This is a genomic window from Muricoccus vinaceus (assembly GCF_042433125.1).
GTDB classification, from domain to species: domain Bacteria; phylum Pseudomonadota; class Alphaproteobacteria; order Acetobacterales; family Acetobacteraceae; genus Roseomonas; species Roseomonas vinacea.
Map to the genome: position 1 here is coordinate 1 of NZ_JBHLVZ010000003.1, position 14,376 is coordinate 14,376.

The following is a 14,376-nucleotide window of genomic DNA, read 5'->3' on the forward strand; positions in this document are numbered from 1 at the left end:
TTTCACCCGCGGCTCTCGCCGCATAGGCTTCACTCAGGTGTCTCAGAAACTGCGGGCGGTACAGCTGATCGGCCGGCAGGAACGCACCTTGCACGCCGGCCGCATCGACCTGCTGGCCATCGCCCCCGACGGCAGCCTCATCCTCATTGAAATCAAGCGCGATCGTACCCCGCGCGACGTAGTTGCTCAGGCGCTCGACTACGCAAGCTGGGTAGAGGGCCTGCAGCCCGACGAGATCGCCGCCATCTATGGCCGGTTTACCTCTGGCCGCAGCCTCGCCGCCGATTTCCAGGCGCGCTTCGGCGAGCCGCTGGACGAGGACCAGCTGAACAGCGACCACCAGATCGTCATCGTCGCTGCGGCGCTTGACGCTGATTCAGAGCGGATCGTCGAGTACCTAGCTAGGCGCGGCATCGACATAAACGTGCTCTGCTTCCAGGTCTTCAGCCAGGGGGGGCAGCAGTTGCTCAGCCGCGCTTGGCTGAGGGATCCCACAGCTGAAATCGCCGTGGACGCAAAGCCAGCCCCTGGTACCCCAGCGGAACCCTGGAACGGCGAGTTCTACGCTTCTTTCGGAACCGGCCCCGAGCGGTCTTGGGATGATGCCGTCAAGTACAGCTTCATCAGTGCAGGCGGCGAAAGTTGGTACAGCAAGACGCTCAACCTCCTGCATCCTGGCGACCGCATCTGGGTGAAGGCGCCGGCTCATGGCTTTGTTGGCGTCGGCATGGTGATGGGCACTCCGGAGCCTGCCAAGAGCTTTAAGGTAAAGACTTCCGAGGGAGTCGAGGTGCCTGTCCTCGATGTCGCCAAGGGCGGCCACTATCACCGGGATCGGGTGGATGACCCGGAGCGCTGTGACTACTTTGTGCCGGTGAAGTGGCTGCACACGGTACCTGTTGACCAAGCTGTCAAGGAAATCGGTCTCTTTGGCAATCAGAACACGGTTTGTCGCCCGACAACGCCGAAGTGGCGCTCCACGGTGGAGAAACTGAAGGAGCGGTTCCCGCTCCCCTGATCGTTTTCGAGTTCGGCTGGTTATTTTTTCGCGGCCGGTCCTCCCGAATTGAGCCAGATCGAGGAGGGGCGGATCTTAGCAAGGGTGGCCCGATCCCTCCTTTCTTTCTTCCGCTGCTAAGGGGTTGCACATGCGCCAGATTGCAGTGTTCCCGGTGCTTATGCTGGTGGCATGCGGCAGCGGGCCAAATACGTCTGCAACGCCGTACACGTCTCGGACGTATGATGCGCCTAGCGATACGAGCCCGGAAACCATGGCTTCTATCCGGCGCGCTATGGCCGAGAACGAAGCTAGGCGCGAGGGGTATCGCTACCGCCAGAAGACCCCGCTGACCTTGATCGACGGTCGGCCCACACAGCCCAGGAGCGTGAACTCCTCGAGCGTGCCCTGACCAACTCCCCCGACTATCCTCAGGCCGTTCGGCGAGCCGCCATCGCAAACGTTGACGCCGAGCCTCCCTCACCGGTTCCTGGCCGTCGGTCCCGCCCTGAATTCGTCGAGGCTAGAGAACAACGGATTGCTGTTGAGGAGGCCCGCATTTCGGACCTGATCGAGAAAAGGCGCCGGGAGCGGTTGGGAAGCCTTGCAGTACAAGATCAGGCTGCCCGGCTTTCGGCTGCCCGTGCGGCTTGCGATGCGCAAGCTTCGGCTGTTGGAGCGGGGGTGTACACGCCCTACTCCCCACGCGCAGGGATTCTAGGCTCTGCTCTAGTGGGTGCAATCAACTCGAGCGCCGCGGAGGAGCAAGCGAGAGCGGGCTGCTATCGCGCTATGGGACTCTAGTTCTTGCAAATGACCCGATAAAAGAATGGTTATTCGAGCCACGACCTGCGCGCTTGCTTCTACACTGGCAATGGCCAGTGGCTCGAGCAGTTGCCATGCGGCCGAAGAGTTCCGGCTCCATTGTGTCGGTGCCATACCAGGCAACCCGGCCACCGACCTGATTGTAGAAGAGGCTGTTGTCCCCTTTCGGAAGCCAACCATCCGGCACGTCGACAGCACACGAATTGGCAGCACCCGTGACGCCGAGGTTCAAACCTATACCCGTGACCGAATTACCGTGAACCTGCCCGTTGCGTACGGCCCTGAAAACAGTCCAGGCCGCTGGCAAATCGACATCGACAGGAACACGGGACGAGCAGAGATTTCCCTGACGGCCCAAGAGAGAGAAATGCCGCAAGGTGTCCGATACCGGCCCATTATTGACACTTGGTCAGCCCAATGTCGGCGCGAGGCGGGAAAGCTATAGCAGTGGAGTGGTCAGAGCTGTCTGGACAGTCGCTCCCGCATTTGCGGTAGCTGCGAGACCACAAGATTTAGTCAGACGTCCCGACGAGCCGCTTTGGAGTTCAGTTAGGACACCCGAAACACCTCTAGGATGGATAGAAGTGCAATCCTCTCGTCGACGTGCGCTCAGAGCCATAATAGTAAAGCTTCATCGATTGCAGAACGATGTGTGGGGAGAAAAATACCTAGCCCTTGAAATTCAGGAAGAACTTCTATGCCGGATTACACGTGCTGAGCGTGTAATTCAGTCGAAACGCGCGCAGGTTAAACAACTCAAAAACGAATTGAAAGCTCGCAATCATGATCGCCAAAAAGTGCTAGTAATCCGTAGCGCGATGGCTGACCAAGAGAAAATTGTACTATCCGAGAAAGGCTGGATAGTAACCCTCAAGTCAATTGGCGATGGAATCGCATTTATCTACGCAGATCGCTTCGACCTAAAGAATTTCGCATTCCATCCTGCACCGGGCTTTATTACCGGCAAACGGGGTGCCCGACTAGAACGCTCAATTCTTCGCCACACTTTTCATTTGGGCTTGGTCGCAGTTCTCCATGATCTCACGCACACTCTACGTCATGCCGATCTGACAGTGTTTCACCCAAACAGGCCTCCTATGATGATTGAAGCCAAGTCTGGCCGAGGCGGGAATTTTGCTCGACTGCAGCGGCAAATGGAGGCCATGACAAAAATTTCTGATTACCTGAGGACTGATGAGCTAATTGAGGAACACGGCATTCGCCGGCGGGTAGAAGCCCACAATGATATTGTGGACCATGGGTCTAAGGTGACCCGCTTGGCTGCATCGTTGGAACCTGGAAGCTCGATTATCGAGGAGGTTGAGCCCGGTTTGCACTATTGGCTTACTGATTGGTACTGTCCGAACAGTTCGATAGAATCAACTATGCGAGAATTTACTGGCCGTCGCATCATGTTTTTTCAGGTCAACCAGATGAAGCAAGTACATCAAGGTTATTTGCCTTTCGTGCTCACTTTGGTAGATGCTGATGTTGCTACCCGCTTCTATGCTGGCGAACTTTTCATCACTATCATTCTTGATCTGGATTTAGTTACTGAAATAATGCGAAAGAATGGACTTGATTTCAGCGTAATAGAAGATTCTGCCACTTTCTGGACTGTTCGTCCGCTAGAAAAACCCGGTGCAACAAACGAGGGACTAAGTTATATACCATACCATCCAATCGGTCGAATCGCCGCTGAGTTTGTGACATTGGATTGGCTGCTGAAGAGCATTATTCATCTGCACCGATCCACCACTCAACTTTATGATGACATTAAAGCTTCGCCACCGTCTATCGATGTCATGCGCAAAATTTTTGGTTTGTAAAATTCTATAAAATTCGCTTGTTCTTACTTGTTTTTGCGTAAAGCGTAAGATCTCTCGCCGGCGCTCGCCATGCTCGCTTCGCTGAGTGTGGCTCTGCGCCGCCTGCAGGACTCATTAGTACGTCTATCACTGTCTGGGGTAGACCCGAGACCCGGAGCCTGGTTGTACGAGGGGCAGCAATGAGCGGCTTCGATGGCTGCTTGGGAATGCAGTCTAGGCCCCCTGGTAGATCGGCTGGTGCTTTGGTAACACTGAGGAATGCACGAATCGTCATCAGAAGTTGGAAATAGCCGAAAGGCCCAATGTTCTCGGTGTGGAGGACAACGAAACTGCGATGTCCGAGGCCATTATCGTACCAGCTACTCAGAGGATGGCATGTGGGGGCGCACCGACTGGTACATTCTTCAATGTAAGGAGTGCGACTATGTTTTTGCTCAGACTGACGACACATGGTCGGAAGCTTACAGTCATCATGACGAAGACGGCCAGGAGCACTATGAACTGGAGCATATGTACGACTACTGGCCCGCTCTTTCCAAACGCGATAAGCCTGAGTGGATAGGAGATAATAGCATCAGCGGCGTGAAAGATGTAGACGCGCTTCACACCGCGATGATGGAATTATACGGCGCCTTGAACAGCAATCTTCCTATGCTCTCAGCTATTGGCATCCGGACGTGCTTCGACGTGGCCTCAGAATTGTTGGAAGTTGATCCGGCTCTAACGTTCGTTGAAAAGCTCGACGCGCTTATGGAAGCCAAGCACATTCGAGAAGTCGATCGCAAGCGCCTGGAAGTAGCCGTTGAGGCAGGAAACGCATCCGCTCATCGCGGCTGGAAACCTACTGCCAACGATCTTGCTACTACCATGACCATTCTAGAGCACTTCATCTTTGATGCGTTCGTACAGCCAAATCGCCGAAAGAAGCTTGACGAGGACGCTTTAAAAATGAAAGGTACTGTGCCCCCTAAGCCATTCAGACGGAAAAAATAAAGGGGTCGGAAACCAATTAAGAGTAATTAGTTTGCATGAATCAGATAATTTTTGTGTTTACGCTACCTCTGAAGAAAATTAATCATATTTCTACCTTGTCTTTCGCGGTTCCATGCCGCCTGAGCACCCTGCGCACCTGCTCTGGCCGCCAGGTCGGCGACACTCTGCTTGGCGTGGGGACGCCGCGTGCCGTCAACGCATTCGCTATCTCCTGAAGAGTGGTCGCCCCTGCGCGCTGTGCGGCGGCTACATAGGGGAGTACCTCTGCCGATCTCTGGATTATCTTCTTCGCGTAAGCGTTGCGCGCCGCTGCGGCTCCGACCGCATTGCCTGGGCGAAGTTGCGGGTTCCCAAGTTTGATGCTCCGCGCCTTCGCTGCTGTCAGCGCCGCCTTTGTACGCGCCGAGGCCATCCGGGCCTCTTCCTCTGCCACAAGAGCCATGACACCAATGGTGAGGCGGTTGGCAAACGGCATGTCGGCCGCGATGAATTCGACGCCAGCTTTCTTCAGCCCAAGCAGAAAATGAGCGTCGCGAGCCAAACGATCTAGTTTCGCAATCAGCAACATGCAGTTCCGAAGCCGACACTCGGCCATGGCTAGGCTGAGTTGAAGACGATCGTTCTTCCGGCCGCTCTCGACCTCTTCGAAGGTCGCGATGACCACACCCCCAGCTGAGCTTGCGTACCGCGCGACCGCTTCACGTTGGGCCTCCAAGCCCAGTCCGGAGCGCCCTTGCTTGTCGGTAGAGACTCTAAAGTAGGCGACGAACCGAGGTCCAGCAGCGGCATTCATGGGTCGAGGATACCTCCTGCACGCCGTTTTCACACTTCCAAACGCTCGTTTGAAGAGACGTGAAACCGTCTCTCGGCCTCAAAATAATATGGGCATAATATTATCAGGCTAGTAATATTACATCATCCTTCATGTGGTATTATCTTGATAGCATCGAGGAAGACCCGTGATGGCGTCAGACGACGAGAGAGGCAGAAGTTGACACCGCGTGCGTGGCAATCGCTGTTCGTGGCGAACGACCTACCGTTGATCGCGTACGCGAACTTCTCGGAGGCGGGTCTCCCAACAAGCTCACGCCCCTGGTGCGAGGCTGGAAGGAGCGTCAACGCAATGCAGCCGCAGCTAAGTCACCGTCGTTGGACACGGCTCAACAAGCAGACGACATGCCCATAGCCGCTAGGCCGCTCATGACAACGCTGACCAATGCAATCGGAGCGTTGCAGACTGCCCTTGATCGGCTGCCAGAAATGTTCGTCGAGGCTGCAGCCTCCGCTGTGGAGACAGGGCGCCGCCGATCGAACTTGGAGATTCAATCGATCCAGGCGGGCGAGGAGGCGCAGGTAAGGGACGCCGTAAACGAGACTGCGGAAGAACGCGCGCTTGTAGACCTGCTCCGCCAGGAGGTCGCCAGCAAGGGTAGTGAGATTTCCGGACTGGCCGGGAGGCTGTCGGCAGCGTCTACCGAGGCCCAGGACCTACGGACTAGACTCGATACAGAGATCTCCCAAGCGGCGGCCCTCCAATTTTCTGTTACCCAAGCCACAGCAAGGATCGTGGAGCTTGAAGACCAGTTGCAAGCTGCGAAGGCCGAAGCTGCGGTAGCTTCGGAAACTGCTGAGGTGCTGCGATCTGAACTGAAGGATGGTGTTCAGAAGATGGAGGGACTGCAGTTACAGCTCACCCGCCGCGCAGAAGAAGTCGCAGACTCACAAACCAAGGTTGCGCTTGCAGAGCAAGCAAGAGCGAGTGCTAACGCCGCGGCCGTCGCAGCCGAGGCAGGCCGCGATACAGCCATTCAGCAGGCCCGTGCAGACGCTGAGCGTGCGGGCGCCGCGGAGGCGCGGGCTACCGCTCTTGAGGAGCCTTTGGCACGGCCTCCGACCACTCAGGGTGCGGCGGTGGATCCCGATGGCTCCGCCGCCGCAGCCAAGGCAACACCGGTCCGATCCACTACTCGCAGGAGGGAACCCGTCCGTGGGTCCGTTTGATTACGATTTGGGCTTTGACGCGCTTGAGCGTCAGGGCTGGAATGTTCGCCAGTCCATAGTCCACAGCCCGCCGCGCGACGGCGGCCCCTCGCTAGACGGCCACTTGGCGACCAAACGTGTCAACGCTGCTCGGCTAGAGATCTACCAAGGCTGCGAGGCATCTTACGAGCTCCGTGGTCAGGGACGTGGAAGGCCGAAGATCTGGGTTGTGACCAGTTACGAATGGTTCCCGCTTCTCAGTTGGACCCTCCGTGTTGGAGGGAAGATTGTCGCGGAGGGTGTGGCGGATGATGCCACTGCTGCAGCTGCGGCCCTTTATCAGCACCTTCAATCATGCTGTCCGGCGCCGATTGACGGTGTCGCTTCGTGCTTGCCGCATTCCGCAAAGCCAGGGAGAGATCCAAAGGATGATGGCGTTGCTTGAACATTTCGACCGAGCTTGGCCGACGCTGAGTTAGCGATTGGCTCATGGCAGATTGCTCCAGCCTTTACCGTTCTGAGGTGCCGTCATCATCAGCATCAGCGCTCAGCCGTCCTGGTGCGCCCGACGTGCGGCTTGACCGGCGCCTTGTGTGGTTGGTTTGTTCGCTGCGCTGAGCAGCTTGCTGGATCTTTTCGCCTTGCTGGCGCAGTACCTTCCAGCGGCTGTCGGGCGCCAGCTTCTGCCCATCCGGCCTCCCGCTCCCTCCATGCTTTGCCTCGGCCCCCCCACGCTCTGCCATTCTCTGAGCCGCGACGAGTTTGTCGGTGACATCCTTCATCTCTGCCCGGCGATACACCATGGGCAGTCCCACGAGCATTGCCGGCATCCCGGGCGAGAAGATTACCGCTTCATCGTCGCCGAACTCGCGGTCAAAGCGTTTTCAGGGGGTCTACAGCCTCGTAGGCTAGGCGGGGTGTGGTCTTCCCGTGCGGAGCACCCTTCGGGGCTCCTGCGTGCTCCTAGCCCCCTTATCTGCACTTTCCTTTTCCCGCCATGCACCCCCACCCCTACCATCGTCACTGCCGACTGCAGGTTCGTTGCTCTTTTCAGCGTCTCCCCTCAAGGCCCTTCTTTTTTTATACTTCTGCTTATGTGTTCCCCTCACCTGTCGGAATGACACTTCGATGATGGGTTCAGCAAAGTTTCGCGAATGTAGGGCCAGAATACTTATCCAGAGCGGGGTACACCATTATCCACCAGATAAGCGTGCACTCCCACCCAGACGGCAGCTGCCCTCTCAGTCGGCGCCCTGGAGGCACAACCCTCGGACAGTTCCCGGGTTAAGAAACCGATGGTACAAAATGCTGGGTTTTGGTTCGTGGCAAGGGATTCTGGCGGCATGAGGGCTCACGCGCAGTTCGACCGACGTGCTCTGGCCACCCTTCGCCGTCAGGTGGGAAATCGGCCGCGCAGCGCCGCCTTTGCTATAGCGCTGTCGATCACAACATCCATTGAGCGTCGCTTCCAACTGCGCGGCCCCGACATGACTGCATCCTTGGGGCAGCTCGCCAGGGAGCTGCAGCTACCCAGCGATACGGTCGCCAACTACCTCGCCATGCTCCTCGAAATCGGGATCGTCTGGGCGCGTCGTGACGCTGCAGGCAGGCAGCATTTCCTGCCAGAGCCGGACGCCTTGTGCTGGTTTGCTTCGGCTGGCAATTCCGAGGACCCGGAACCGGGCGAGCCGGCGGCGGTAGCGCATAGTGGGGACAACGTGGTGGTCCTGCCCGTCCAGCGGCCCGTTTCCGCCCAGGCTGAGTCCGCCCGCCACCACGCCTGAGCAATTAGGAGTGTTTTCAAGCGAAAAATTTCAGATTTTTTGCGCACGGGATTTGAGTTTTCTTGATGTCCGGGTATATGATTGTTCCTGAGACAGCGGTTCGGCCGCTCCAGGGGGGCGGCAGGTGCCAATTTTTTCGAAGTCGGAACGCCAACGTTTTCACGTAACTCGCACCGAATTTAACCAGCTGCGCCAGATTTTCCGGGAGGACCCGGATCTGGGCGAGCTGCACCAGCTGCAGATTGAGGCCGAGGCCAAGCAGCACGGCGTGAATCGCCGGAAGGTCTGGCACATCACGCAGGGCGTTGCGCGCCCGGAGCCTCGGAAGGCCTTCGGCATGCGAGGCCTTTCTGAGATTGCTGCGACGGCTGAGCAGAAGCGCGCCCAGAGCGAGGGCCGGCTCAATATCCTGTCGCTCGAATTGCACCAGCTTTCAGCCAAAACGGCCCGGGCCGCCCGGCTAGCACCGAACGAGCATGCCGGTGAGGTAATTGCTGGTCATGCCCGCGGCCTGCGCCTCGCCGCGCCCGTTCAGCGACCGGTTATCCAGTATCGCCTGATGGCCGCCTTCAAGCTGCTGGGCGACGCATATCAGGATGCGATGCACGACCGGGTCCTCGAAATCTGCCCGACGCCAGCGCAAGCCGGGTTGGCAACAATGGTTCTGCTGCGGCTAATTCGGCATGTCGGCCTGAGCGGAGATCACACCAGTTCTCTGTCCGAGGTCGGCATGGATGCCCTCGCGACGCAGTGCAAAATTACCGCGCCCCAGCTGTCTAAAAGTTTGCGCTACCTGGAGGCCGCCGGCGCGATCTCTCGCCAGAGGATTGGGCGCAGGGCGGCGATCCATCTGACCCCGGAGGGGGTTTACCGCGGCACACGCACCGCCCACGCCGGAGCGGTCTTGCGGTTCCACCAGTTGGTGAACGGCATAGATGACGACAGCGACGTGGCTGAGGCTTGGGACCCTGACGCTGACCGCGATGATATATGCGCCAGCGATGTGCCCGCAGCGCAGCCCGTGAGGCAGCCTTTCATTCCGCATGTAGTTGACCGAAGGACTGAGGAGGTCAACCGGCGTCTGCGAAACGTGTCGCCCAGTATGCAGGACGCGGAGGAGGACAGAATCCGACGCTCCATGGCGCGTGGTTACAATAGGAGGTCCGACTGATGAGGGCAGATATCGCCTACACGTCAGCAATCCGGGCACTGACTGCCGCCCCGATGCCTGCCGGAAAATACAGGGATGCACGCCTCGCGCTTTCGATCCTGCGTGAACATTGCACGCAAGACGGCCTGTGCGAGATTGGTGCGCCAGAGTTGGCCGAGGAGCTGAAGGTGGATTCAGCCCGGATCAGTCGGATCTTGTCAGCCCTGGAAGAGGTTGGCGCGATCCGCCGCGAGCTCACGGGGCGGCGCAAGGAAATCCGGTTGCCGGTGCGGGCTTAGATCACACAGCCGGGCGGCTACCCTGTACCACCACCGACACGGATCACTTCACCAAGCACGACCTGCACCGACCTGCACAATGGCCTGCAAGAGCCCCTCCATCTGGCCGGAGAGGAGTGGTCCCCGGCGCCACTAGGGACAACCCTGCTGTCGGTGGACGACTGCTCGCGAGCCGCGGCTACTCAGGTCCAGCTGGAATGCCCCAGAAAGACGGGCCGGCTTGCGTCAGAAGCTTCGCTTGGCGTTCGTCGGAATGCGCAGTTCTGCCTCGTTCGAGGAATGTCCCACGCCGACGAGCCGCAGTTCAGACGGTGGCGTTGTTCATGGCGGCCGTGGAAGAGTCGGTTCGGTCTCAGGGATCTGCCATCCTGTACTGATGATCTCCGCAGCAGTTTGCGGGTCGGGCGCCCTAAGTCCAGCGACCATGCCCTCATGCAGCCCACGCGCAACGCGTCGTACCGCCTCATCGGGATGCTCTATCAGATGGTCGTGGAGGACTTGCCGGGCTGCAGAGAACACGCTGGCCATAAGCTCGCCGGCTCGCCGAAGGCGCACTTCCGCCTCCGCGACCCCATCCTCGCGCGCTTTGAGGCGGTGCTCGCGCTGGTTCAGCGCACCGCCCCGCTGAGCGAGTTCCTCGGCAGCTCTGGTGAGGAGCACTCGCTGACGGTCCGCTCGAGTCTGCAGTTGCGCAGCTTCGGCTTGGGCTGCACCGGCCCTCGCACACCGCTCGTTGGCCTCGGCGAACGTCGCCTCAGCGCGGCGGAGCCCGTCGGCGACGGCTCCCAGCGCCTGCTGCTCCGCGTGCCAGCCGGCGCGCGTCAGGCGTCGCCGCCGAGGCCCGACCCGGGCGAGCCCACACATCGCCGACACCCCCCGGTAGACTTCGTCCTGCCATGCCCGCATGGCAGCGCGATAGGCGCGTGCCTGGCCCCTTCTGTCCTCCCCCTTGCTCCTTGCTTCCGCTTGCACCCGGCGGCCGTCATGCAGCAGGTCAGCGCGGAGTTGCGGATCGTCTCGCGCTACCGCGGCGAGGTGGACGTGGATGTACGGCTCGTCGACGTGCCGCCAAACCCCGAGCACCTGCCCCCCTCGCGCCCGGACTGCTTCCACCCGGCTTGCAGTGATCCGCCGCAGCCAATCCTGGACGTCCGGGCGGTCCACCTCGGATGGCGGTCGAGGATGCGAATGCACCTCGGTGTAGAGGGTCCGCTGGTCGGTCCGGATGCGGTGGCCCGCTGGTGTACGCGCCTCGGCAGCGAGCCGGTCGTGCTCGGCCTCAGCCTGCTCGGGTGGCATGCCGTACAGTACGACCGGGCGGGACGGGTCGAGCACGTGCTCGCAATGTGCTGGCTCCCGCCCAACTTCCGCGAAGATCTGACGCGTGGTACGCGCCCCAGAACCAGCGAGGCGCGAGATCCGGCGAGCGTATGTCTCGGTGTGTGCAAACTGATATCCCATGTGCCCATGGTCGCACCTCTGGGGGAAACCTTAGTGAAAACCGACTAAGGGATCGTCCTGGCAGCCATCGACGCGAGGGCGGACAGGGCCGAACCGTAGGGACATCATGGTACCACCATGGCTCCATGGTGGTACCATCCAGGGCGCCGGCGATAGGCGTCCTGACCGCTCTTGCGAGCCACGGCCAGCCGCATCCTCCCGAGCGGCTTGCCCCAAACAAGACGCATCAGTTCAGCACGAGAGGACACCGCGCCGCGGCGGCGCCGAGCAGGCGCTCGGTGAGCTTGCGCAGGATGCGTGGGCTCCGTGACGCACGCCACCTGCCCTCCAGCCAGTCGAGATCGGCGTCCTCAAGCCGGGGCAGGAACTCCGGTGGGCAGCCGAGTTCCTCGGCAAGGTCGCCCTGGATGGCCGCAAGGATTGTCCTGAACGCCCCCGCGGGCGGTGGCTCCACCTCGACCACGCGCAGGCGCGACAGCAGCGCACCGGGCAACCGAGTGGCGTCATTGGCGGTCAGGATCCAGGAGATGACCGACAGGTCGCAGGGTGCTCCGAGCACAGGGTCACGGTGCACCGCAGCCGAGCCGGGTTCCAGGAACCCCAGCAGCACGGCGAGAGGATCGCCGTTGCGGCCGTCACGCCCGCACTTATCCACCTCGTCGACGCATAGGAGAGGGTTGCCAACCCTGAGCGTCGCAATCTCCTCCAATGGCCAGCAGGGATGCGCCGAGCCCCAGCCCTTGGCCGTGCCCTCGAGCGCTCGGGAGTCGCTCACCCCCGCCAAGCTCATGCCGGCGAAGCGAAGGTCGAGGGCGGAGGCCAGCCGGCGTGCGAACCGCGTCTTACCGACGCCAGGTGGCCCCACAAGCAGCAGCGGCCGCAGCGAGAGGGCCGGCGTACCCGTCGCGATGCGCAGGCGCACCTCGTCGCGCAGGCGAGCGATGGCGGCCGACATGTTCGGGAATTCCGCCCCGAGGGCATCCAGGCGTGCCTCAAGGCCGGCGCGGACTGGCGTGAGTGGCAGGGGCTCCGCCAGCACTTCCAGATAGCCGAGACGTGCCCGATCCTGCCTGTCGAGCCGCGCGATGGCGTCTCGCGCCTGCGGTGCTACGGCCCTCTCCGGGGGTTCCGTGCACCCGAGACCCTCCAGGGCGGGCTCTTCCCATCCCGGTGGCGCAGCCGGCAGGGTAGCGAATGGGGCTTGCTCCCGCTGCGCAGGCTGCCCGTCGTGCCCGCCACCTTCTCCGACCCCACCTGCCTTTGCTGCAGGGTCCTCCCCCAGACCAGCAGGGGCGTCCACGATGGGACCGAACAGATCGGGCACCTTCATCCCGGCGCCTGATCGGAGCGTCGTTGCAAGGGCCCAGAGCGCAGCCCGCAGGCCACGATGGGCGCGCTGCCGCTCCCCAGACGCAACCCGACTTCGCGGCCTGCTACGTGCCCGCACCGCCCGATCGACGGCAGCCGCCGCAAGTTCGAGGACGGTCGCGAGTTCACTACTTGCCCCTGGTGTCGCCGGAGAGGCACCCGGCGCGGGCACCACTGCCCGCACGGCGCGCCAGGTGAGCCAGAGGCAGCAAGGGGCATGGTCGCCACCTGGATGCGCGATGTCGAGCTGACGCGCGAGGAAGCGGCCAGCTGCAGCGTCGTGGTGGAGGAGCAATCGGCGTGCGGCCGTCGCCTCCCCTGAACCCAGCCATTCGGCCGCCGTCTGCAGAGCCGCCCATGCTTCCACTTCACCGGACTGCCAGCGATGTGGTTGCCGCCAGGTTGCCAGGGCGGCTGCCTGGGAAGCTGGGAGCATCTCAGGCCATACAGGCTTGCCACTCATGCCTGTACGGCTCCGATGCCGGCGCTCGGGCCAAGGCCCTGCCCGCTGGCTGCCACAGCGGCGGGCAGACCAGGGCTGCGCGGGTCGAGCAGCGGAGCGTTCCTCGCGCCCGTGATCAGGTGAGTGGAAAGGCTGGGGTGATGATCCATCCGGGAGCTGCCCTCGTGGCGGCCCCGGTGCAAAGCGGGGCTGCTAGTTTGTCGTCATATCCTCGGTGCGCAGGACCGCGGCTGCGCGTGTGATGGGCGCCGTCTCGGAGCATGATATTGAGATGTGCGCTGCGGAGTTCATGCAGTGAGTGTAACCTCAAACCGACTCGGACGCGATCACAAGACGCTCAGTTCGATGCTGCCTACTCCGTCGCAGCGGATGTCTGCGGGACGCAGAAGCATTATTCAGCCTGCAGATCACCTTGTCCCCGAGAGCAAGATTGATGCGCCCCAAGCGTCATCTTCGGCGATGGTTTCATGCAACCGCGGTAGGCTGAAGTATGGAAAACAAAACCTCCCCCACGGTGTCGCACGCCGTCGCCCCGCCCTCTCTTGACGCCGTCTATCAGGAGTTCGCCGACGCCCTTCTAAAGGGCTGGCGTGCAGATTTGCCTGTCGGCCAGTGGTTGGCCAGTCGCTGGGATCTCTTTGTCGCCTTGCGCGACACGCACGAGCAAAACTGGTTCCAGATGGCCGAGCGGCTGGGGGCCCTGGGCGTGGGCCGCAACCACCACCTGGCGCTTACCGGCGCCTGGCTCCGACGCCATCACCTCGGAGCGGTGCTGTACGCCGTTGATGCCCGTACCCGTGCACAAACCCGCGAATGGGGACTCGCGGGTACCGGCGGAGTTGGCACTGCCGAGGTGAATAGCGAGGAAACGGGGCATCCCGAATGGTTCCCACCAGGCCAGTTGCTGGGCGGCCCGGGCCGGCGTGAAGCCGGACGGAGGGCACGAAAATAACGCGGCTGACGTTGCCATCTGTGACGATCGTCGCGGGCCAGACTGGGCAAGGGCCTCCTCGCGCGCCACCGGACGGGTGGTCTGCCGCACCAAGCCCGTGAGTGAGGTGGGACGGTTCCTCAGTCACTCCGTTCAAGTGAGTTGCACGAGGCCTGCAAGAGAGTTGCGGCTGGGTAACCGGATCGGGTCCTCGGCTCCGCGCTTGGACGAGCCTGTTTAGTCCGAATGCGAAAGATTCTGCGTTGTACACTGCACGTTAACCATTCGGGCCGGAT

Annotated in this window: 10 protein-coding genes and 1 pseudogene; 9 read left to right on the forward strand and 2 right to left on the reverse strand. The window is 61.1% G+C overall.

What is annotated here, in order from left to right; all coding sequences use genetic code 11:
- The 3 genes from ACFFIC_RS06150 to ACFFIC_RS06160 form a co-directional block, all read left to right on the forward strand.
- On the forward strand, positions 1-1,018 hold a 1,018-nt coding region (locus ACFFIC_RS06150), incomplete at its 5' end, for a hypothetical protein (RefSeq protein ID WP_377049290.1).
- A 1,181-nt stretch (positions 1,019-2,199) separates the two neighbouring features.
- Positions 2,200-3,651 carry a hypothetical protein gene (locus tag ACFFIC_RS06155; RefSeq protein ID WP_377049291.1) on the forward strand — a complete coding sequence of 484 codons (1,452 nt, stop codon included), beginning with the start codon at positions 2,200-2,202 and terminating at the stop codon, positions 3,649-3,651.
- Positions 3,652-4,026: 375 nt separating this feature from the next.
- Positions 4,027-4,644, forward strand: coding sequence for a DUF4145 domain-containing protein (locus tag ACFFIC_RS06160; RefSeq protein WP_377049292.1), 618 nt, complete (start codon positions 4,027-4,029; stop codon positions 4,642-4,644).
- An 82-nt stretch (positions 4,645-4,726) separates the two neighbouring features.
- On the opposite strand, the gene ACFFIC_RS06165 is transcribed toward ACFFIC_RS06160, so the two are convergent.
- On the reverse strand, positions 4,727-5,437 hold the full coding sequence (locus tag ACFFIC_RS06165) for a recombinase family protein (protein WP_377049293.1): 711 nt from the start codon (positions 5,435-5,437) through the stop codon (positions 4,727-4,729).
- 203 nt (positions 5,438-5,640) lie between these two features.
- Between ACFFIC_RS06165 and ACFFIC_RS06170 the strand changes: the two are divergent.
- The 5 genes and pseudogenes from ACFFIC_RS06170 to ACFFIC_RS06190 form a co-directional block, all read left to right on the forward strand.
- Positions 5,641-6,645, forward strand: a pseudogene (locus tag ACFFIC_RS06170) (DNA-binding protein); the annotation flags it as partial.
- Positions 6,646-7,967: 1,322 nt separating this feature from the next.
- Complete coding sequence (locus ACFFIC_RS06175) at positions 7,968-8,408, forward strand: hypothetical protein (protein WP_377049294.1); 441 nt, start codon at positions 7,968-7,970, stop codon at positions 8,406-8,408.
- A gap of 124 nt (positions 8,409-8,532) precedes the next feature.
- Positions 8,533-9,579, forward strand: coding sequence for a hypothetical protein (locus ACFFIC_RS06180; protein ID WP_377049295.1), 1,047 nt, complete (start codon positions 8,533-8,535; stop codon positions 9,577-9,579).
- On the forward strand, positions 9,579-9,857 hold the full coding sequence (locus ACFFIC_RS06185; RefSeq protein WP_377049296.1) for a helix-turn-helix transcriptional regulator: 279 nt from the start codon (positions 9,579-9,581) through the stop codon (positions 9,855-9,857). The genes ACFFIC_RS06180 and ACFFIC_RS06185 overlap by 1 nt, the downstream gene beginning before the upstream one ends.
- Before the next feature lie 432 nt (positions 9,858-10,289).
- A complete protein-coding gene (locus ACFFIC_RS06190; RefSeq protein WP_377049297.1) occupies positions 10,290-11,366 on the forward strand; it encodes a hypothetical protein in 1,077 nt (358 codons plus the stop codon).
- Between the two features lie 178 nt (positions 11,367-11,544).
- Here ACFFIC_RS06190 and ACFFIC_RS06195 read toward each other — a convergent pair whose 3' ends face one another.
- A complete protein-coding gene (locus ACFFIC_RS06195) occupies positions 11,545-12,273 on the reverse strand; it encodes an AAA family ATPase (protein WP_377049298.1) in 729 nt (242 codons plus the stop codon).
- 1,366 nt (positions 12,274-13,639) lie between these two features.
- Between ACFFIC_RS06195 and ACFFIC_RS06200 the strand changes: the two genes are divergently transcribed.
- Entirely contained in the window at positions 13,640-14,101 is a 462-nt protein-coding gene (locus ACFFIC_RS06200) for a hypothetical protein (RefSeq protein ID WP_377049299.1), read from the forward strand.
- Positions 14,102-14,376 lie beyond the last annotated feature (275 nt).